Origin of the sequence: Alistipes intestinihominis (assembly GCF_040095975.1) — a bacterium.
GTDB lineage: Bacteria > Bacteroidota > Bacteroidia > Bacteroidales > Rikenellaceae > Alistipes > Alistipes senegalensis.
This window is the reverse complement of record NZ_JBBMFL010000005.1, coordinates 111,599-131,918: the sequence shown is the minus strand read 5'-3', so window position 1 is coordinate 131,918 and position 20,320 is coordinate 111,599. Positions and strand designations below refer to the sequence as shown.

Here is a 20,320-nt window from a genome sequence, read left to right as displayed (position 1 = left end):
GGGTGTTCTTGAAACAGGCGTCTTACGCTGAGCCCGCGGCAGTTGGGTCCGGAAGCGTTTTTGACCTTTGATTGCTTCTGAAACAGGCGTCTTACGCCTGGGAGCACGGATGGAGATCGGAAGCCGGCAGACCTGGGGTTGCCCCTAAGACAGGCGTCTTACGCCTGCATGGCTTGGGCGATACCTTCGGCGATCTGGTTGATGGCGCCCTGCAATTTGCCGCCGACCATCATCTTCATCATCATGTTCAGCTCGATGTGCAGGACCAGCCGCATGCGCGTGTCGGTCTCCGAAACTTTGTGCAGCTGAATCCAGAAGGCGAAGTCCATCGGAATTCCCCCGTCGTCGCCCACGATCTTGACGTGTTTGGGCTCCTCGCGCTCCGCCATGCGGAGTTTGACGGTGAAGCCCTTGGCTTTGAACGAGCAGGTCTCCTCGGTGGCCTGCCACTCCTCGACCCGGTCGGCGAGGGCCGGCGTGAGGTTGTCGAAGCGGCTGATGACGGCGTAAATCTGTTCTGCGGGACGCAGAATCCGGTGTTGTTTCGATATGTACTCTTGCATTTTCAAGGATTGTGACGGTTGGGTGTCAGTCTATTTCGAACGTGCGGGCTGTGTCGCTGTCAACGGTGATGCGCACCGTCATCACATTGTCGGGCAGCAGCGGTTCGATCTTCTCGGGCCACTCCACCAGGCAGAGGTCGCCCGAATAAAAGTACTCCTCGTACCCGAAGTCGAACGCCTCGCGCAGGTCGTCGATGCGGTAGAAGTCGAAATGGTGGATGCGGCGGTTGCCGTCGCCCTTGTATTGGTTGACGATGGCGAACGTGGGGCTGGTGACGGTGTCTTTGGCTCCGAGTTCGGCCGCGATTTCGCGGATGAGCGTGGTCTTGCCGGCGCCCATTTCGCCGCGGAAGGCGACCACCGTGCGGCGGCCCAGCGAGCGGATGACCGCCTCGGCGACCTGCGGAAGCTCGTCCTGCGAGGTGATGTGGATGGTTCTCATTTATTTCTTGGGCTTTAGAACGATATACGGAACGATCATCTCCTCCATCGAGATGCCGCCGTGCTGGAACGTGTTGCGGTAGTAGCGGATGTGGCGGTTGGCGTCGTTGTTGTAAACCAGGAAATCCGTGTTGTAGGCGAAGATGTAGCTCGACGTGAGGTTGCTCGACGGCAGCTGCACGTCCTCGGGCTTGAGGATTTCGTACACCTCGCGGGAGTTGTACGCCAGATTGCGGCCCGTCTTGTAGCGCAGGTTGGCCGAGGTCTCGCGGTCGCCCGTGACCTTCACGGGATTGTCTACGCGGATGGTGCCGTGGTCCGAGGTGATGACCACCGTATGGCCCCGCTCGGACAGGAGGCGCAGGATGGTGTAGAGGTCCGAATGCTCGAACCACGAGCGCGTCAGCGAACGGAACGCCGCCTCGTCCTCGGTCAGCTCGCGGATGATGTCGGTCTCGGTGCGCGCGTGCGAGAGGATGTCGAGGAAGTTGTAGACGATCACCGAGAAGTCGGCGTCGTAGACCTTTTGTATATTGTCCACCAGCTTGCGGCCCTGCTCCGGGCGCACGAGCTTGTCGAAGGAGAATTTCCACGACTTGCCGTTCTGGCTCATCAGCCGCTTCAGGAACTCCTCCTCGTATTGGTTCTTGCCGCCCTCCTCGTTGTCGTTGAGCCACTTGTTGGGCATCAGCTTGTCGATGGCCAGCGGCATCAGCCCCGCGAAGACCGCGTTGCGGGCGTACTGCGTGGCCGTGGGCAGGATGGCGCAGTAGAAATCGTCCTGCGCAACGTCGTAATAGCCCCGCAGCAGCGACGAGATCGACCGCCACTGGTCGTAGCGGAAATTGTCGATCAGCAGCAGCGTGGTCTTGGGGTTCTCGTCTACGACGGGGAAGATCTTGGTGCGCATGAGCGTATGCGACATCACGGGGGTGTCGTCCGCGCGTTTGTTGATCCAGTTGTAGTAGTTGCGGCGCACGAACTTGCAGAACTCCTGGTTGGCCTCGGTCTTCTGGTAGGCCAGCACCTCCTTGATGCTCTGGTCGGTGGATTCCCCCAATTCGATCTCCCAGTTGGCCAGCTTGCGGTAGAGCGAGCACCAGTCCTGGAACGTGTCGGCCATTTGCAGCGACGAGGAGATGCGTCCGAACTCCGAACGGTAGTCGGCGGTGGTCTGCTCGGTCACGAGCTGCTGCTGGTGGACGTTCTTCTTGATCGACAGCAGCACCTGGTTGGGGTTGACGGGTTTGATGAGGTAGTCGGCGATCTTCGAGCCCACGGCCTTGTCCATGATGTTCTCCTCCTCGCTCTTGGTGACCATGATCACGGGGGTCGTGGGGCGCACCTCCTTGATCTGGGGGAGGGTTTCGAGTCCCGTCATGCCGGGCATCATCTCGTCGAGGATGATCAGGTCGTAGGAGCCTTCGGCGGCCATGTCGATCGCGTCGTATCCGTTGTTGCAGGTGTCCACCTCGTACCCTTTCCCTTGCAGGAACAGCACGTGGGGCTTCAGCAGTTCGACTTCGTCATCGACCCATAATATTTTGACCATACGGTTGTCGGAATTAGAATTGCAAAATTAACGATTTTATTATCAAACGCAAAATGCGTACGGTTTATTGGGTCGGTTCCGATTTTTGTGAATATTGCGGTTGTTTTTTTGCTTGAACGGAATTTGTTCGTATATTTGCGAACAACAATGACGGATATGACGAAGAGAGCCTATACGGACCGGGAGGAGCGGATCGCCCGTTTTGCCAAAGCGATGGGGCATCCGGCGCGAATGGCCATCCTGCGCTTCCTTGCCGCGCAGGAGAGTTGCTTTTTCGGGGACATTCACGAAGTGCTGCCGATCGCAAAGGCGACCGTGTCGCAGCACCTCAAGGAGCTGAAGGATGCCGGATTGATACAGGGCGAGATCGAGACCCCGAAAGTCCGCTACTGCATCGACCGGGCGAATTGGGCGGTTGCGCGCGACCTCTTTGCCGATTTCTTCCGCGATTGCCGGGAGAAGGATTCCTGCTGCGGGTGAGCGGCTTTTTTTTACGGATATTGTTCGTTGTTCGCCGAACTACATCTAATAAAAATGAATGAATATGGAGATCAAAGTATTGGGAACGGGGTGCGCCGGATGTAAGGCGCTCTGCGAAACGGTGAGACAGGCCGTGGCCGAATCGGGATTGGATGCAACGGTCGTAAAGGAAGAGGACATCGTGAAAATCATGTCCTATGATGTGATGACTCTGCCCGCGTTGGTCGTGGACGGGCGGGTCGTGGCCCAAGGCCGGAAATTGTCGCTTGCAGAGGTTCGGGGATTGCTGACGAAATGATCCGCCATGAAAAGATTATTGTTGTTTGCGGCGGCGGCCGCGTTTGTCGCCTGCGGGCAAGGGCCTGCGGGAAAAACCGCTGCCGACAGGCCGCAGGACGATTGTGTCGAAGTGCTTTGTTTCCACGGGGCAAAACGCTGCGCGACTTGCATGGCGATTGAAACCGGTGTGAAAGAGGTCCTCGAAACCGATTTCGCCGGACAGATCGGGGCCGGGGAGGTGCGCTTTCGCATTATCGACGTTGCAAAGCTGGAGAACGGAGCGTTGGCCGATAAGTATGAGGTGGCGTGGTCGGCGCTGTTGCTGAATAAATGGCGGGACGGAAAAGAAACCGTGACCGATCTGACGCGGTTCGCCTTCGCCAACGCCCGCACGAACCCGGAGAGATTCAAGGCGGAGCTCTGCGCCGAAATCCGGAAACAACTGGACATGTAGCTATGGAGTATTTGCAAAACCTGTCGGACGGTTCGGCCGTTCCGATTCTGACGGCCTTTCTGCTCGGGCTGCTGACCGCCCTGAGCCCCTGTCCGCTGGCGACCAACATCGCTGCGGTGGGTTATATCTCGAAGGATCTGGAAAACCGTCGCCGCGTCTTCTTCAACGGCTTGCTTTACACGCTCGGGCGTGTCGCTGCCTACACCTTGCTGGGTGCGGTGCTGATTGCCGTGCTGCGTGGAGGGGCGGGTGTTTTCGCCATTCAGAAGGCAATCGGCAAATGGGGCGAAATGCTGATCGGCCCGGTGCTTGTTCTGATCGGATCGTTCATGCTCTTCGGACATCGGCTCGACCTGCCGAAATTCGGGTTTTCGGGTCGCGGCGGGCAGGTGGGACGGCGCGGCGGATGGGGTGCGTTTCTGCTCGGGGTTCTTTTTTCGCTGGCGTTCTGTCCGACGAGCGGGGTTTTCTATTTCGGGATGCTGATTCCGATGTCGGCCGCCGAAACGGGCGGCTATCTCCTGCCTGCTGTATTCGCTGTCGCCACGGGGCTCCCCGTGGCGGTCGTCGCATGGATCTTGGCATACGGCGTCGCCGGGCTGGGCGCATTCTGCAACCGGATGCAGACCGTTCAAAAATGGCTTGCACGGATCGTGGGCCTGCTTTTTATAGCCGTAGGTATTTATTATGGTGTAATTTATTTCTGTTAAAACGATGATTCAACGATTTGCCGATTGGCTCGTCTACGGCGTGTTCGGGATGAGCGCCGGAACGCATGCGGGAAACGCCGTCGATTTCTTTGTCTACGACAGCGTCAAAATTCTGCTCCTGCTGTTTTCGATCAGTCTGATCATGGGCGTTGTCAATGCCTATTTTCCCATCGACGAACTGCGCCGCTGCCTTGCCGCCCGGAAATTGTACGGGTTTCAATATCTCCTCGCCTCGTTGTTCGGGGCGGTCACGCCCTTCTGCTCCTGCTCGTCGATCCCGCTGTTCATCGGGTTCGTCAAGGGCGGCATTCCGCTGGGGGTGACATTGGCATTTCTGATCACCTCGCCGCTCGTGAACGAAGTCGCCGTGGCGATGTTCCTCGGTTCGTTCGGACTGCGGGCGACGATGATCTATGTCGTGAGCGGCATCCTGCTCGGCACGGCCGGCGGGTTCCTCCTCGGCCGCTTCGAATTGGAACGTTACCTCTCGCCGTGGGTGCGGCGGTTGCAGACGCAGTCCGATACGGAATCCGAAGCGTGGGCGGAAAGACGCACGCCCTTTGCGGATCGGTTTCCCGTCATCGTGCGCGATGCGTGGGGCGTCGTGCGGAGCGTGCTGCCGTACGTGCTGGCCGGCATCGGCGTGGGTGCGGCGATGCACGGGTATGTGCCCGAAGGTTTCTTCGAGCGATATATGGCGAAAGATAATTGGTTCGCCGTGCCGCTGGCGGTCATCTGCGCCGTGCCGATGTATGCCAACGCCGCCGGAATCGTCCCGGTGATTCAGGTTTTCGTGGCCAAAGGCATTCCGCTGGGAACGGCCGTCGCCTTTATGATGGGTGTCGTCGGGCTGTCGCTTCCGGAAGCCGCGATGCTGAAAAAAGTGATGACATGGCGGCTGATCGGGATCTTCTTCGCCGTGATGACCTCGTTTTTTATTCTGTCGGGGTATGTGTTTAATATGCTTCTGTAATACAGCTGTTTAGCCTCGGACGGGCGCTTGCGCCGGGACTTCGGATCAACCGCCGATGCAGAATCTTTCGATTTTGGTCCGGGATTTGCCCGGTATTTGTTATCGTGTTGTAAGCGTGCGGACTACGGTGCCGCAAAAAAAATGAAAAAATAATGCGGTTTGTTGGCGGATATGCAAATAAAACGTATATTTGCAGTCCGAATTGGGTTGAACTTAATTAATTTAACTAATCAAAGATATGACAAAGGCAGATATCGTAAGCGAAATCGCTAAGAGCACCGGTGTTGAGAAGGTGCAGGTACAGGCTATCGTCGAGGCTTTCATGGACAGCATCAAGACATCGCTCACACAGAAGAACAACGTGTATCTCCGCGGATTCGGCAGCTTCATCGTGAAGAAACGCGCCAAGAAGGTCGCCCGCAACATCTCGAAGAACACGACCATCACCATCCCCGAGCACAACATCCCCGCTTTCAAGCCCGCCAAGAGCTTCGCAGCGAAGGTGAAATAATTCACGATAAATAAAGAACCTCTAAAAACTAAAGGACTATGCCAAACGGAAAGAAGCATAAGCGTCACAAGATGGCTACCCACAAGCGGAAAAAACGTCTTCGCAAGAACCGCCATAAGAAAAAGTAGCAGGGTAGCACCTTTGTGCTAGACGATAGATAAAGCTAAAGGGACCCAGGGGTTCTTTTAGCTTTACCTGTTTTTTCGGGATTTTCAATTTTCAGGGTGTTTTACCGCGTCCGCGCCCTCCGCCGGACGCTCTCCGATACCCGCCTCGGCCGGGATTCCCGGCATCCGTTTTTCCCCATTGGAGTTCGCCGCCACTTCATGCCAAAATGCGGTCCAGTACTAATTTCACACTCCGCGCCCGGACTCCCGGTGCGCGACACAAGATAGATGAACAGAGAATTAATCGTCAACGTAAACCCGACCGAGATATCCATTGCGCTGTGCGAGGACAAGGTCCTCGTCGAGCTCAACAAGGAGCAGTGTCAGACGGGATTCGCCGTGGGGGACATCTACCTCGGGAAGGTGCGCAAGATCATGCCGGGTCTGAACGCGGCATTCGTCAACATAGGACACGAAAAGGATGCTTTCATCCACTACCTCGATCTGGGGCCGCAGTTCCCCTCGCTGCAAAAGCTCGTCGCCTCGCAGCAGCCCGGAAAACGGGGCCTGCGGGTCGAGGGAATGAAACTCGAACCGCCCGTCGAGAAGACCGGGAAAATCGGCGAATACCTCCAGGTGGGACAGCAGATCATGGTCCAGGTGGCCAAGGAGGCCATTTCGACCAAGGGACCCCGCCTGACGGCCGACATTTCGCTGGCCGGCCGCAACGTGGTGCTGGTGCCCTTTACCTCGAAGGTGTTCCTCTCGCAGAAGATCCGTTCGGCGGACGAGAAGAAGCGTCTGAAACGCATCGCCGCGGCGGTGCTGCCGAAGAACTTCGGCGTCATTATCCGCACGGCGGCCATGGAGGCCCGGGACGAGGATATCGAGCACGACATCCAGACCCAGATCGACCGCTGGCGCAAGACCTGCGCGGCGATCAAGAAGAACGTGGCGTCGGCTCCGGCGCAGCTGATGAGCGAGATGAACCGCGCCAATACGATCATCCGCGACTCGCTGAACGGCTCCTTTTCGCAGATCGCCGTCGATGACGAGGCGATGTTCAACGAGATCCGCAACTACATCCGGCAGATCGAGCCCGAGAAGGAGAAGATCGTCAAACTGTACAAGGGCAACGTGCCCATCTTCGACAACTTCGACATCTCGAAGCAGATCAAGTCGCTGTTCGCCAAGTACGTGTCGCTGAAACGCGGCGCCTACCTCATCATCGAGCGCACGGAGGCCATGAACGTCATCGACGTCAATTCGGGCAACCGCACCAAGGCCGAGGACAACCAGGAGCAGACCGCGATGGACGTGAACCTCGCGGCGGCGAAGGAGATCGCCCGGCAGCTGCGCCTGCGCGACCTCGGGGGAATCGTCATCATCGACTTCATCGACCTGCACAAGGCGCAGAACAAGCAGGCGTTGTTCGACGAGATGGTCAAGCTGATGGCCACCGACAAGGCCAAGCACACGGTGCTGCCGCTGACGAAATTCGGACTGATGCAGATCACCCGCCAGCGGGTGCGTCCGGTGGCCGTGGAGAGCGTCTCGGACGTTTGTCCGACGTGCAACGGATCGGGCAAGATCGAGCCTACGGTGCTGTTGGACAAGAAGATCGAGAATCAGATCTCGTTCCTCACGCAGGACCGCGGGCACAAATTCATCAAGCTGGCCGTGAGCCCTTATGTGGCGGCATTCCTCCGGAAGGGATTCTGGTCGCTGCGCCGCCGCTGGGAGTGGAAATACAAGGTGCGCCTCGAAATCGCCGAGGACCAGAGCGTCGGCATCGTGGAGGTGCATTACCACGACAAAAAGGATAACGACCTGATTCAGAAATAAGGTATGGCAACTGCCCGCGAGCAGCTGGCGCAGTTCGCCGGCGGGTCGAAGACCCTCGGCAAGCTGTGCCGCGAGTATAAGAACAAGAGTGCTACCGTCCACCTCGAAGAGCTGGTCGGCGGTGCTCTTTCGTTTTATGCCGCGGCTGCCGTGGCGAAGAGCGGCGGGGTGCACCTCTTCGTGGCCGAGGACCGCGACGCCGCGGCCTACCTGATGAACGACTTCTACAACCTGCTCGACGAGGAGCGGGTATGCTTCTTTCCCTCGTCGTGGAAGCGTTCGGCGGTCTACGGCGCCGAGGACGCGCAGGGCGTGGTGCAGCGCACGGCGACGATGAACGCCCTGCGGGGATTCCCGGGAAAGGGTTACCTGGTCGTCTGCACCTATCCGGAGGCTCTCGCCGAGCGGGTCGCCGATGCCGATACGCTCCGCAAGGGGACGATCTCCGTGCGCGTGGGCGACAAAATCTCGATCGAGGTGCTGGAGCAGGAGCTTGTCGATGCCGCCTTCACGCGGGTGGATTTCGTCTACGAGCCGGGGCAGTATTCGGTGCGCGGCGGCATCGTAGATGTCTTTTCCTACTCCGAGAGCAAGCCCTACCGACTGGATTTCTTCGGCGACGAGGTCGATTCGATCCGGCGGTTCAACATTTCGAGCCAGTTGTCATCGGACAAGCTGGACCGCGTGGAGATCATCCCCGACCTGAATGCCGGGGTGCCGGCCGCGGCGAAGGTTTCGCTGGCGCGTTTCGCCGGTGCGGATGCCGCCTGGTGGTTCTACGACGCCGATTTCGTGTTCCGGCGGGTCAACGACGTGCGCCGCAAGACGCTGGCGGACATGGAGCGTCCCGAGGAGATCGACTCGCTGCTGACGAGCCGCAACGGGCTGCTGGCCGATCTGGCCGGATGCCGGATTTTCGCTCTGCGGGACAATCTGCCCGAGCGTCCGGCGGAGGCGAGCGTGAAGTTCTCGACGGCTCCCCAGCCGAAATTCAACAAGAACTTCGAGATGCTGGCGGACGATATGATCCGCAACGCCCTGCGGGGATACGACACCTATATTCTTTCGGAGAACAAGGCGCAGGTCGAGCGTCTGGAGAACATCTTCCACCAGATCGGCCGCGGGCAGGCCGTCGTGCGGTCGCTGTCGGTGACCCTGCACGAGGGTTTCGTGGACAACGACCTGAAGCTGTGCCTCTACACCGACCATCAGATTTTCGACCGCTACCAGCGTTACCGCATCAACGGCGAGATCCGGCGCGACGAACAGATGACCGTCGCCGAGCTGAACCAGCTCCGCCCGGGCGACTACGTGGTGCACATCGACCACGGCGTAGGGCGTTTCGACGGGCTGGTGAAGATCGCCGCGGGCGACGGACGCATGCAGGAGGCGATCAAGCTGGTCTACAAGGACGGCGACGTGCTCTTCGTCAACGTCCACTCGCTGCACCGCATCTCGCGTTACAAGTCGGGCGACGGCGAGCCGCCGAAAGTCTACAAACTGGGCAACGGCGCCTGGCAAAAGCTGAAAAACGCCACCAAGAAGGCCGTTAAGGATATTTCGCGCGAGCTGATCGCCCTCTACGCCAAGCGCAAGGCTTCGAAGGGATTCGCCTTCTCGCCGGACAGCTATTTGCAGCACGAGTTGGAGGCTTCGTTCAAATGGGAGGACACGCCCGACCAGCAGTCGGCGACGGCCGCCGTCAAGAAGGACATGGAGTCGGATCAGCCGATGGACCGGCTGGTGTGTGGCGACGTGGGCTTCGGCAAGACCGAGGTGGCGATCCGTGCGGCGTTCAAGGCGGCCGTCGATGGCAAGCAGGTCGCCGTGCTGGTGCCGACGACGATCCTCGCCTTGCAGCACTACCGTTCGTTCACCGAGCGTCTGCGCAACTTCCCGGTGCGTGTGGAGTATCTGAACCGCACGAAGTCGGCCAAAGAGGTCGGCCAGATCCGCGAGGACCTCGCGGCGGGCAAGATCGACATTCTGATCGGCACGCACAAGATCCTGGGCAAGCAGATCGTGTTCCGCGACCTGGGGCTGCTCATCATCGACGAGGAGCAGAAATTCGGCGTCGCGGCCAAGGAGAAGCTGACGCAGATGAGCGTCTCGGTCGATACGCTGACGCTCACCGCCACGCCCATTCCCCGCACGCTGCAATTCTCCCTGATGGGTTCCCGCGACCTGTCGGTCATCTCGACGCCGCCGCCCAACCGCCAGCCGATCCTCACCGAGTCGCACGTCTTCTCGGAGGAGATCGTCCGCGACGCCGTCGAGGCGGAGCTCGCGCGCGGCGGGCAGGTCTATTTCGTCCACAACCGCGTCGAGGACCTGCCGGTCCTGCAAGGGCTCATCACGCGCCTCTGCCCGAAGGCCCGGGTGGCCGTGGGGCACGGCAAGATGCCCGCCGAGCAGTTGGAAAAACTCATCATGGACTTCATCTACGGGGAGTTCGACGTGCTGGTCTCGACGACCATCGTCGAGAACGGCATCGACATTCCCAACGCCAATACGATCATCGTCAATAATGCCCAGAACTTCGGTTTGAGCGACCTCCACCAGCTGCGCGGCCGCGTGGGGCGTTCGAACCAGAAAGCATACTGCTACCTGCTCTCGCCGCCCGACGAGCTGCTGTCGGCCGACGCACGGCGGCGTCTGCGGGCCATCGAGGAGTTCTCCGACCTGGGCTCGGGGTTCAATATCGCCATGCAGGACCTCGACATCCGCGGTGCGGGCAACCTGCTGGGAGCCGAGCAGAGCGGGTTCGTCGCCGACATCGGTTTCGAGACCTACCAGAAGATCATGAACGAGGCCGTCGCCGAACTGCGCGCCGAGGGGCTGAACGTCCCGGGCCTGAGCGACGGCGAGCAGGGGGTGGTCGAACAGATGCGCTTCATCGACGACGCGCACATCGACATCGAGGTCGAAGCGGCGCTGCCGGACGACTACGTCTCCCAGCAGGCCGAGCGTCTGAAGCTCTACCGCGAACTCGACTCGACGAAGGACGAGGAGGCTTTGCAGGCTTTCGAAAGCCGTCTGGCGGACCGTTTCGGACCCCTGCCGCGCGCCGCGAAGGAGCTGCTGAACGTCGTGCGGCTCCGCTGGGAGGCCATCCGCCTGGGCATGGAGCGCGTGAAGGTCAAAAACGGGCTGATGATCGTGCATTTCGTGGGCGAGGAGAATTCGCCCTATTACAAGAGCGAGACCTTCATGGCGTTGTTGCAGCGGGTTACCCGGCACCCCGACCGATTTGTGCTCAAACAGCACAATAATCGGCTGGCGATGACCGTTAGGAATGTCAAAGACGTTGAGGACGCTTATAAAACGCTGCAACAACTTTGAACCTGGTCGTGGACATAGGCAATACCCTTGTCAAACTCGCCGTTTTCGACGACGGACGGCTCGTTGCACAGCGTTGCGCGGAACGGCTGCTGCCGTCCATGCTCGACGATCTGCTGTCGGGCCGCAGGGCCGCGAAAGCCGTGGTGGCTTCGACGCGCGGCGCGACCGGCGATGCGGCGGAGACGGTGAGGCCCTTCGCGGATTACCTGCTGGAGTTCACCCCGCAGACCCCCGTGCCGATCGGCAACGCCTACCGCACGCCCGAGACGCTGGGCCGCGACCGGCTGGCCGCCGCCGTGGGCGCCGCGACGCTCTACCCGGGACGCAATGTGCTGATCGTGGACTTCGGGACGGCGGTGACGATCGACCTGGTGACGGCCGACAACACCTTCCGCGGGGGATGTATCTCGCCGGGGATGACGATGCGTTTCAGGGCGCTGCACGACTACACGGCCGCACTGCCGCTGTGCGGGCCCGCCGAAGACGAGCGGTTGCAGGGACTCGCCACCGAAGATGCCGTCCGGCTGGGGGTGATGAACTCGCTGACCTTCGAAATCGAGGGGTATATCGCCCGCATGCGGGAAAAAATCGACGATTTATGCGTAATTTTTACCGGCGGGGATGCGAAATACTTTGCGAAAAGAATTAAAAACACGATATTTGCAAATTGTAATCTCGTCTTTTGCGGATTGGATAGAATATTAGAGTATAATGCAAGTGAAGAACACCTTGATTAAACTGATTGTCGCGGCCGTGGCGATGGTCCCGACTGCCGTCGCAGCCCAGACAAGCAGTATTAACGCATTCTCGCCCTATACGATGTACGGCATCGGCGAACAGAACACACCCGGTACGCTGTCGATGCGCTCGATGGGCGGTGCGGGTGTGGCCATGCGTTCGCCGGGGACGCTCAACCTGCTCAATCCCGCGGCTTACAGCGCGGCCCAGCAAAAGACCTTCCTCTTCAACTTCGGGCTGGAGGGACAGAACTACTACAATTCGCAGAAAGTCGCCGGAGAGTCCAAGAACACGGCCTACAATACGTTCAACTTCCACGACATCGCCTTTCAGATGCCGCTGGCCAGGAAACTGGGACTGGGTTTCAGCCTGACGCCTTACAGTTCGGTGGGGTACCGGACCAAGTACTATCACGAGTACGATCCGACGGACCCCGTGTACGGCAACGTGGGTAACGTCCAGTACAACTATCAGGGCGAGGGCGACGTGACGGAGGTCAAGCTGGGCATCGGCTGGGAGGTCTTCAAGAACTTCTCGATCGGCGTGGCCGCCCAGTACTACTGGGGCGACATCGACCGCACGTTCGTGATGACCCCGACGGCGATCACGGGCGAAGGAAACTTTACCTCGACGGTGGGAGCGGACAATTACAGCATTTCGAGCGTCAAGGGACAGGTCGGAGTGCAGTGGAGGGCGATCCAGAACCAAAAACGCCTGCTGACGTTCGGCGCCGCCTACGATTTCGGCGGGGACCTGAATCCGGAGGTGACCAAGCGGCTCTACATCGGCGACCTCTACAACACCATCGTCAAGGGCGACACGACGCACCTCAAGCTGGTGCTGCCGAGCCAGCTGGCCGTGGGCGTCACCTACGAGACCCCGAAACTGATCATCAGCGCGGATTACGTCTACCAGAACTGGGGCGGCCGCAACAAGGGCTATGAGATGACGGGCGTGAGCGGCAAGGACAAGACCTCCTACAAGGTCGAATACACCAATACGAGCACGTTCAAGGTGGGCGTGGAGTACACCCCGAACCGATACGACATCCGCCATTTCCTGAAACGCTGGTCCTACCGTGCGGGCTTCCGCTACGGCAGCTACAACCAGACGTTCAACGGCGACCGGCTCGCGCAGTACGCCGTGACGGCGGGCATCGGGATTCCGGTGAAGCTGTGGGCCGTCTCCGGAATCGACGTGGGCGTCGAGTACGGACGCCGCGGCTACAACGTGGCCGACCGGCTGGGACTGGTCCGGCAGCAGTATTTCAAATTCGCGGTCGGCTTCACGCTCTTCGCGGGCCAGGAGAACGGCGAATACTGGTTCATGCGTCCCAAATACGAATAAGACAGGCAAACAACACAAAACAAAAATTAATCTGACCGATGAAAAACGTTAAATTCCTGCTTTCCGCTGCCTGCGCGCTTTTTGCAGTCGCGGCGATGGCTCAACAAGATTTCAGCGACCCGAAGTATGCGGTCTGGGGCGATACGCCTGAGGCGCGTCAGCAGAACATCCTGAACAGCAACTTCCTGAAGGAGTCGTGCGACAACAAGGATTACAACGCCGCCGCTCACTACCTCAAAGAGCTGCTCGACAAGTGCCCGAAGGCTTCGGAGAACACCTTCGTGCGCGGCACCACGCTCTATAAGAACAAGATCAACCGGGCCAAAAGTCTCGCCGAGAAAAACGTGTACATCGACTCGCTGATGCTGCTCTACGACCTGCGCAACGAGTATTTCGGAGACCATCCGAAGCGCGGTACGGCCTATATCCTCGACCGGAAGGCCCGCGAGTACCTGACCTACAAGCCTTCGGACCGCAAGGGCATCCGGGAGGCGTTCCGCGCGGCTATCGAGGCCGGCGGCGACAACACCGATCCCGAGACCGTCGTGGCTTATTTCTCGAATCTTTGCGACGACTACAAGAACACCGACGAGGTGATGCCCGACGAGATCATCGCCGAGTACGACCGTCTGACGCCGTTCTTCGAGAAGAATCCCGAGGCCGGCGAGTACAAGGGCCAGTTCGACGCTGCGTTCGGACTGAGCGGCGCCGCCAGCTGCGAGAACCTCGAAAAGCTCTTCCGCGGCAAGCTGGAGGCCGCTCCCAACGACGAGGCTCTGTTGGCACAGGCCGTGGCACTGATGTCGCGCGCCAAGTGCGACGGCGAATTCTACTTCTCGATCGCCGAGAAATACTATCAGGTGAAACCCTCGTCGGAGACCGCGATGTTCCTGGCGCAGGCTTTCCAGAACAAGGGCGACTATCCGAAGGCCAAGACCTATCTGAACGAGGCGCTGGCCGTTGAGCAGGACCCCGCCGAGCGTCAGAAACTGCTCGTGCGCATTGCGCTGGTGGGTCTCGTTTCCAACGACATCCAGGGCGCTGCCGCCGCTGCGCGTCAGGCCCGTGACCTGAATCCCGAGGACGGCGTTCCCTATTTCGTGCTGGGACAGTGCTACGCTTCGTCGGCCGGAGCTTGCGGCGGGTTCGCCGGACAGGCCACCTACTGGGCCGCTTACGACACGATGGCCAAGGCCATCGAGCTGCTGCCGAGCGATTCGGAATACCTCGAACACGCCAAGACTTCGCTCAGCGCTTTCCGCAGCCGTTTCCCGAGCTCGGAGGAGTGCTTCTTCAACGAGCTTCAGGAGGGCGCACGCTACACGGTGAACTGCGGTACCGCCGCCGGTATCTCGACCACCGTACGTGCCCGCTAAAATCTTTCCGACGGGTTTCCGATGGGAAAACGCACTGCAAGATATCTCAGGGTAGCACTCTCCGCAGCGGGGAGTGCTATCTTGCTATTCTCGTGCGGGGAGCGGCAGGGCGAGGGCGCTTCGGGTTCCGGGGAGACGATGATGACCGAATACAGCGAGAATCTCTCGGTGGTCATGTCGCAGAACGGACGGCGTTCGTACCATTTCGTCACGCCGCTGCTCGAAGGCTATTCGCAGGCCCGCGAACCCTATCGTGAATTCCGCAAGGGGGTGAAGATCACCACCTACCAGAACGATTCGCTGTCGGAGGTCGATGCCGTGCTGACGGCCAATTACGCCATTTATTACGTCAACCGCGAACTGTGGGAGGCCAAGGGAAATGTCGTGGTCGAGAAATCCGACGGCAAGACCCTTTATACCCAGCAGCTGTTCTGGAACTCGCGGACCAAGAAGATTTATTCGAACGTCGATTCGAAGATCGTGCAGAACAACGGCCGCGATGTCTTTATCGGCGAAGGCTTCGAGTCGGACGAGGAGTTCAAGGACTGGCGTTTCCGCCGGATGAAGGGCCGCATGGAGGTCGAAATGAAGCAGCGCGCCGATTCCGCGGCGACGGATTCCGCGGCCGCGCGGCCGGCGGGGGAGCGGGAACGGCATGAACCCCTGCCCGCGGACTCCCTGCCGAAACCTCGCAAGGAACCGCTCCCGGAGAACGGGCGGTCCGGAAAACCCTAAATCAGAAACGATGCTATCCACTGTCATCCTGATCGTCGTGATGCTCCTGCTGTCGGCCTTTTTCTCGGGGATGGAGATTGCCTTTACGAGCAAGAACCGCCTCAAGCTGGAGATCGACCGCAAGCAGAGCCGCCTGTTCGACCGGATCGCCGCGGTTTTCGCCCGCCACCCGGGACAGTACATCACCACGATCCTCGTGGGCAACAACATCGCGCTGGTCGTCTATTCGCTCGCAATGTCGCTGCTTCTGCGCACCCTTTACGGCGCCCTGGGCTGGGACCGGCTCGCGCAGAGCGGTTCGGTGGTGGCGGATACCGCCATATCGACCGTCATCATCATCTTCTGCGCCGAGTTCCTGCCCAAATCGGTCTTCCGCAACAACCCCAACTTCTATTACCGGGCGCTGGCGCCGGTGATCTACTTTTTCTACATCCTGCTTTACCCGGTCGCGCGTTTTACGACGCTGCTTTCGCACGGCATCCTGCGCCTGATGGGGCGCCGCGTCGAGGAGAAGGACATCACGCCGAGTTTCGACCGCGAGGACCTTGCGGCGCTGCTCGACACGAACAATTCGGAGCCGCACTCCGAGCCCGACAACGAACTGAAACTGTTCCAGAACGCGCTGGATTTCGCCGACCTGCGGGTGAGGGACTGCATGGTCCCGCGCGTGGACATCGAGTCGGTGGACGTTGACGACACCACGATCGAACAGTTGACGGCACGGTTCGTCGATTCGAAATATTCGCGCATCTTCGTCTGGCGCAAGTCGGTTGACAACATCATCGGTTATGTCAATTCGAAGAGCCTTTTCACGCGCCCGGCGCAGATCGCCGACGTGATGATGGAGGTCAACTTCGTGCCCGAGACCATGCCTCTGCAATCGATGCTCGAAAATTTCATCAAGCACCGCTCGAACATCGCCGTCGTGATCGACGAGTTCGGCGGTACGGCGGGCGTCATCTCGCTGGAGGACGTGCTGGAGCAGATATTCGGCGAGATCGAGGACGAACACGACATTCCGGACCTTACGGAAAAACAGGTCGGGCCCGACGAGTATGTGCTTTCGTGCCGTCTGGAGGTGAAGTATCTCAACGAGAAATACAACCTGGGAATCGAGGAGAGCAAGGAGTACGACACGCTGGCCGGGCTGATCATCTTCAACTACGAAGGCATCCCCACCGCCGGGGAGACGATTTTCATCGACGGCCTGCAACTCCGGATTCTCCGCACGACGCGCTCGCGCATCGAACTGGCGCGGGTGAAAAAATTATAGCGGCAGCCAGACCTCGGGGCATTCCGGGTTCCACGCTGAAAGTCCCTGCCGGGGCGGGGATTTGGGGGTGGGTCAGATGTGTAAACACGGTGGCACGCCGTGAGTATTTTTTATTATTATTCTGTTATTTTTACAATAATTTTACTACCTTTGGCTGATAATTCGAAACAAACGAATAATTAACAATTTATATGGCAAGTCTAAACACTTTACGAACCAAGTTCGGCATCGTGCTTTCGATCATTATCGCACTGGCCCTCTTGGCATTCATCCTCTCTCTGAAGACCGAAATGGGCTTTTCGGGCAACGATCCCCGTGTCGGCGTGATCGACGGCAAGAAGATCAACTATTCGGAATACTACGACCAGTACGAGCAGATCAAGCAGCAGAACAACGTGCAGGAGAACGACGAGCAGCAGTCGGCCATGCTGGCCAACGCCGTCTGGCAGACGCTGATCGCCAAGTACGTGATGACGCCCGGTTTCGACCGGATGGGTCTCCGCGTCACGGAGCCCGAGCGTCTGGCGATGGTCAGCGGACAGACGCCCTCGCAGGCTTTCTACAATGCTTTCGCCGATCCCCGCACGGGTCACTACGACGTGGCGGCCGTCAGCCAGTTCCTCGCGCATGCCGAGACCAATCCCCAGGCCGCAGACGCCTGGGCGCAGATCAACGAACAGGCCCGTCTGGAACGTGAAGTGCAGAAATACCTCGGTCTGGTGAAGGGCGGCGTCTACGTCAACTCGCTGGAGGTCGCCGAGGGTGTCAAGGCCGCCAACAACACCTTCGCAGGCAAATGGGCCGGCAAGAAATATTCGGCCGTTCCCGATTCGCTCTTCAAAGTGTCGTCGAGCGACCTGAAAGCCTATTACAACAGCCACAAGGATATGTTCAAGCAGAGCCCGTCGCGCACGATCTCCTATGTCGTGTTCGAGGTGGCTCCCACGGACGACGACCTGCTGGCGCTCGAAAAGAGCGTCGCCGAGGTGGGCCGCGAGTTCGCTGCCGCCGGCGAGGTGAAGAGCTTCGTGCGCGGCAACCGCAACGGCAAGATCGCCGACAGCTTCGTTTCGGCCGCACAGCTTCCCGACGAGGAGGCCAAGGCGCTGATGGCCGGCGAGATGTACGGTCCCGTGCTGAAAAACAACGAGTGGACGATGGCCCGTGTGCTCGATTCGAAGATGGCTCCCGACTCGGTGGGCATTCGTCACATCGTGCTGCCCTATACGCAGGAGGCGCTGGCCGACAGCCTGCTGACGACGCTGCGCAACGGCGCCGATTTCGCACAGACCGCCCGCAACTACTCGGTTTACGACGCTACGGCTGCCAATGGCGGCGAGGTGGGCGTGATGCCTTTCTCGGCCTTCTCGGGTGAGTTCGCCGCAGCGCTTGCCGACGCCAAGAAGGGCGACATCGTGAAGATCTCCGCAGGCGACGCCATCCAGCTCATGCAGGTGTACCGTGCCGACAAACCCTCGAAGCACATTCAGATCGCCTCGATCACCTATCCCGTGGAGGCTTCGGCCGCTACGCGCCGCGATGTGCACAACCAGGCCGGCTCCTTCATGGTGGCTGCCAAGGGCGGTTCGACGGGCGCCTTTGCCGACGCCGCTTCGGCTGCTGCCGTGACGCCTCGTGTGGCTGGTATCGCGCAGGGGGACCGCACAGTCCGCGGTCTGGACGATTCGCGCGAGGTGGCCCGCTGGGCTTACGGTGCGGAGAAGGGCGACGTTTCGGACATCTTCAACGTGGGCAAGGACTATGTGATTGCGATGGTGACCGAGATCGACGACAACGAGTACGCTTCGCTGGAGAAGGTTTCGGCGCAGGTTCGCTCGCAGGTGCTCCGCGACAAGAAATACGACTATATCGTCAAGGAACTTTCGGGCGCAACGCTTGCCGAGCAGGCCGCCAGCCTCGGTTCGGAGGTGGAGGAGTTCTCCGATGTGACTTTCGGGTCGTTCTATGTGAACGGCGTGGGTGTCGAACCCCGTCTGGTCGGTGCCATCGCATCGGCTGAGAAGGGTGCGCTCTCCGCTCCCGTGAAGGGCATGTCGGGCGTCTATGTCTTCGAAGTGGAGGACGTTCAGACCGCCGACAAGCAGAATTCCGAGGGCGAAAAGGTCCGTGCGCAGGCTATGGCCGAGGGTATGGCCCAGCAGTTCTCGATCCCGGCCATTCAGCAGATGGCCAAGATTCAGGACCTGCGCGGCCGTTATTTCTAAATTTCCGATTTTACAGGGCTTTCGCTCTGCCCCTTGTTCGCCCCGAATGGGAATACGCCGGTATATCCCATCCGGGGCGAACTTCGTTGGAACAAAACCTGTTTTTCTGAAACCGAAACCGGTTATTGATTATCTTTGTATGGAATAAAACAGATATTCGCCATGAACAATTTCATCTATCACAATCCTACCGAGCTGGTTTTCGGCAAGGGGCAGATCGCCCGCCTGCCGAAACTCATTCCCGCCGACAAGCGGATCATGGTCACTTTCGGCGGCGGCAGCGTCAAACGCAACGGCGTCTACGACCAGGTGGTCCGGGCGCTCGAAGGACGCGATTTCATCGAGTTCTGGGGCATCGAGGCGAATCCCTCGGTCGAGACCCTGCGCAAGGCCATCGCGCTGGGCAAGGAGCGGAAGGTCGATTTCCTGCTGGCCGTGGGCGGCGGTTCGGTGATCGACGGCACGAAACTCATCGCTGCGGGACTGCTCTACGACGGCGACGCCTGGGAGATCGTGCTTCGGGGACGTGCCGAAAAGAGCGTGCCTCTGGCGACGGTGCTGACCATTTCGGCGACGGGCTCCGAGATGAACTCCGGAGCTGTGATCTCGCGTTATGAAACCAAGGAGAAATATCCCTTTTCGGGCGATTACCCGCTCTTCTCGATCCTCGATCCCGGGGTGCTCTATTCGCTTCCGAAGCGGCAGATCGCCTGCGGGCTTGCGGATACCTTCGTGCATGTGCTGGAGCAGTACCTCACCGCGCCCGGGCAGTCGCGCCTGATGGACCGCTGGGCCGAGGGCATCCTGCATACGGTGAGCGAGATCGCGCCCGAGGCGCTCTCCGACAATCCCGATTACGACGTGATGTCGGAATATATGCTTTCGGCGACGCTGGCGCTGAACGACATGATCCGCATGGGCGTCCGGGAGGACTGGGCGACGCACATGATCGGTCACGAAATCACGGCATTGCACGGGCTGACGCACGGTGCGACGCTGGCTATCGTCATTAACGGTACGCTGCGCGTCCTGCGGGAGCAGAAGCGCGGCAAGCTGCTGCAATACGGCGAGCGTATCTGGGGCATCGCCGGGGGCACGGAGGAGGAGCGCATCGACCGTACGATCGCGGCCAACGAGGCGTTTTTCCGTTCGCTGGGGCTTTCGACGCGGCTTTCGGAGGAGGGCATCGGCGAGGAGACCGTTGCCGAGATCGAACGGCGCTTCAACGCCGGGGGCTGGAAATACGGCGAGGAGGGGAATGTCGATGGCGTCATGGCCCGGCGGATTCTCGAAGCCTGCCTCTGACGGGATCGGCTTTGTCTGAAAAATCCCCGCGGTCGATGAGGCCGTGGGGATTTTCTTATGCGGG

The 20,320-nt window shown here is 59.7% G+C and carries 18 protein-coding genes; 15 read left to right on the top strand and 3 right to left on the bottom strand.

The genetic code is table 11. The features are described from left to right. Nucleotides 1-158: 158 nt before the first annotated feature. The 3 genes from WMO46_RS06165 to porX are packed head-to-tail and all read right to left on the bottom strand — an operon-like array spanning nt 159 to nt 2,556. On the bottom strand, nt 159-563 hold the full coding sequence (locus WMO46_RS06165; protein ID WP_349094013.1) for an SRPBCC domain-containing protein: 405 nt from the start codon (nt 561-563) through the stop codon (nt 159-161). 25 nt (nt 564-588) lie between these two features. Further along, entirely contained in the window at nt 589-1,005 is a 417-nt protein-coding gene (gene tsaE / locus WMO46_RS06160) for a tRNA (adenosine(37)-N6)-threonylcarbamoyltransferase complex ATPase subunit type 1 TsaE (RefSeq protein ID WP_019149663.1), read from the bottom strand. Beyond that, on the bottom strand, nt 1,006-2,556 hold the full coding sequence (gene porX / locus WMO46_RS06155; protein ID WP_196016353.1) for a T9SS response regulator signal transducer PorX: 1,551 nt from the start codon (nt 2,554-2,556) through the stop codon (nt 1,006-1,008). It lies immediately after the preceding gene. A 156-nt stretch (nt 2,557-2,712) separates the two neighbouring features. Between porX and WMO46_RS06150 the strand changes: the two genes are divergently transcribed. The 15 genes from WMO46_RS06150 (at nt 2,713) to WMO46_RS06080 (ending at nt 20,256) form a co-directional block, all read left to right on the top strand. Further along, complete coding sequence (locus tag WMO46_RS06150; protein ID WP_026076318.1) at nt 2,713-3,036, top strand: ArsR/SmtB family transcription factor; 324 nt, start codon at nt 2,713-2,715, stop codon at nt 3,034-3,036. Between the two features lie 64 nt (nt 3,037-3,100). Next, a complete protein-coding gene (locus WMO46_RS06145; RefSeq protein ID WP_026076319.1) occupies nt 3,101-3,334 on the top strand; it encodes a thioredoxin family protein in 234 nt (77 codons plus the stop codon). Between the two features lie 6 nt (nt 3,335-3,340). Next, the gene (locus WMO46_RS06140) at nt 3,341-3,769 is read left to right on the top strand and encodes a nitrophenyl compound nitroreductase subunit ArsF family protein (protein WP_302588247.1); all 429 of its coding nucleotides are present in this window, start codon (nt 3,341-3,343) and stop codon (nt 3,767-3,769) included. Between the two features lie 2 nt (nt 3,770-3,771). Further along, the gene (locus tag WMO46_RS06135; protein ID WP_302588246.1) at nt 3,772-4,479 is read left to right on the top strand and encodes an aromatic aminobenezylarsenical efflux permease ArsG family transporter; all 708 of its coding nucleotides are present in this window, start codon (nt 3,772-3,774) and stop codon (nt 4,477-4,479) included. Nucleotides 4,480-4,483: 4 nt separating this feature from the next. Then, nucleotides 4,484-5,452 carry a permease gene (locus tag WMO46_RS06130; RefSeq protein WP_302588245.1) on the top strand — a complete coding sequence of 323 codons (969 nt, stop codon included), beginning with the start codon at nt 4,484-4,486 and terminating at the stop codon, nt 5,450-5,452. Between the two features lie 238 nt (nt 5,453-5,690). Then, a complete protein-coding gene (locus WMO46_RS06125) occupies nt 5,691-5,963 on the top strand; it encodes an HU family DNA-binding protein (RefSeq protein WP_019149670.1) in 273 nt (90 codons plus the stop codon). A 395-nt stretch (nt 5,964-6,358) separates the two neighbouring features. Next, entirely contained in the window at nt 6,359-7,915 is a 1,557-nt protein-coding gene (locus tag WMO46_RS06120; protein WP_302588244.1) for an Rne/Rng family ribonuclease, read from the top strand. A 3-nt stretch (nt 7,916-7,918) separates the two neighbouring features. After that, nucleotides 7,919-11,257 (top strand): transcription-repair coupling factor, encoded by a 3,339-nt coding sequence (mfd, locus tag WMO46_RS06115; RefSeq protein WP_349094012.1) that lies wholly within the window; start codon nt 7,919-7,921, stop codon nt 11,255-11,257. Continuing rightward, entirely contained in the window at nt 11,254-11,994 is a 741-nt protein-coding gene (locus WMO46_RS06110; protein ID WP_195496644.1) for a type III pantothenate kinase, read from the top strand. Before mfd ends, WMO46_RS06110 begins: the two co-directional genes overlap by 4 nt. A 22-nt stretch (nt 11,995-12,016) precedes the next feature. Further along, nucleotides 12,017-13,342, top strand: coding sequence for an OmpP1/FadL family transporter (locus tag WMO46_RS06105; protein ID WP_195496744.1), 1,326 nt, complete (start codon nt 12,017-12,019; stop codon nt 13,340-13,342). Between the two features lie 38 nt (nt 13,343-13,380). After that, the gene (locus WMO46_RS06100) at nt 13,381-14,718 is read left to right on the top strand and encodes a tetratricopeptide repeat protein (protein ID WP_026076321.1); all 1,338 of its coding nucleotides are present in this window, start codon (nt 13,381-13,383) and stop codon (nt 14,716-14,718) included. 21 nt (nt 14,719-14,739) lie between these two features. Continuing rightward, complete coding sequence (gene lptC, locus WMO46_RS06095) at nt 14,740-15,453, top strand: LPS export ABC transporter periplasmic protein LptC (protein ID WP_349094011.1); 714 nt, start codon at nt 14,740-14,742, stop codon at nt 15,451-15,453. A gap of 10 nt (nt 15,454-15,463) precedes the next feature. After that, on the top strand, nt 15,464-16,726 hold the full coding sequence (locus tag WMO46_RS06090) for a hemolysin family protein (protein WP_026076322.1): 1,263 nt from the start codon (nt 15,464-15,466) through the stop codon (nt 16,724-16,726). A 191-nt stretch (nt 16,727-16,917) separates the two neighbouring features. Further along, nucleotides 16,918-18,951, top strand: coding sequence for a peptidylprolyl isomerase (locus tag WMO46_RS06085; RefSeq protein WP_129650537.1), 2,034 nt, complete (start codon nt 16,918-16,920; stop codon nt 18,949-18,951). Between the two features lie 162 nt (nt 18,952-19,113). Further along, the gene (locus WMO46_RS06080) at nt 19,114-20,256 is read left to right on the top strand and encodes an iron-containing alcohol dehydrogenase (RefSeq protein ID WP_129650536.1); all 1,143 of its coding nucleotides are present in this window, start codon (nt 19,114-19,116) and stop codon (nt 20,254-20,256) included. The last annotated feature ends 64 nt before the right edge of the window (nt 20,257-20,320 follow it).

Coding starts and splice junctions, on each gene's coding strand:
- WMO46_RS06165 (WP_349094013.1), bottom strand. CDS start 563: ATGCAAGAGTACATATCGAAACAACACCGGATTCTGCGTCCCGCAGAA.
- tsaE (WP_019149663.1), bottom strand. CDS start 1,005: ATGAGAACCATCCACATCACCTCGCAGGACGAGCTTCCGCAGGTCGCC.
- porX (WP_196016353.1), bottom strand. CDS start 2,556: ATGGTCAAAATATTATGGGTCGATGACGAAGTCGAACTGCTGAAGCCC.
- WMO46_RS06150 (WP_026076318.1), top strand. CDS start 2,713: ATGACGAAGAGAGCCTATACGGACCGGGAGGAGCGGATCGCCCGTTTT.
- WMO46_RS06145 (WP_026076319.1), top strand. CDS start 3,101: ATGGAGATCAAAGTATTGGGAACGGGGTGCGCCGGATGTAAGGCGCTC.
- WMO46_RS06140 (WP_302588247.1), top strand. CDS start 3,341: ATGAAAAGATTATTGTTGTTTGCGGCGGCGGCCGCGTTTGTCGCCTGC.
- WMO46_RS06135 (WP_302588246.1), top strand. CDS start 3,772: ATGGAGTATTTGCAAAACCTGTCGGACGGTTCGGCCGTTCCGATTCTG.
- WMO46_RS06130 (WP_302588245.1), top strand. CDS start 4,484: ATGATTCAACGATTTGCCGATTGGCTCGTCTACGGCGTGTTCGGGATG.
- WMO46_RS06125 (WP_019149670.1), top strand. CDS start 5,691: ATGACAAAGGCAGATATCGTAAGCGAAATCGCTAAGAGCACCGGTGTT.
- WMO46_RS06120 (WP_302588244.1), top strand. CDS start 6,359: ATGAACAGAGAATTAATCGTCAACGTAAACCCGACCGAGATATCCATT.
- mfd (WP_349094012.1), top strand. CDS start 7,919: ATGGCAACTGCCCGCGAGCAGCTGGCGCAGTTCGCCGGCGGGTCGAAG.
- WMO46_RS06105 (WP_195496744.1), top strand. CDS start 12,017: ATGGTCCCGACTGCCGTCGCAGCCCAGACAAGCAGTATTAACGCATTC.
- WMO46_RS06100 (WP_026076321.1), top strand. CDS start 13,381: ATGAAAAACGTTAAATTCCTGCTTTCCGCTGCCTGCGCGCTTTTTGCA.
- lptC (WP_349094011.1), top strand. CDS start 14,740: ATGGGAAAACGCACTGCAAGATATCTCAGGGTAGCACTCTCCGCAGCG.
- WMO46_RS06090 (WP_026076322.1), top strand. CDS start 15,464: ATGCTATCCACTGTCATCCTGATCGTCGTGATGCTCCTGCTGTCGGCC.
- WMO46_RS06085 (WP_129650537.1), top strand. CDS start 16,918: ATGGCAAGTCTAAACACTTTACGAACCAAGTTCGGCATCGTGCTTTCG.
- WMO46_RS06080 (WP_129650536.1), top strand. CDS start 19,114: ATGAACAATTTCATCTATCACAATCCTACCGAGCTGGTTTTCGGCAAG.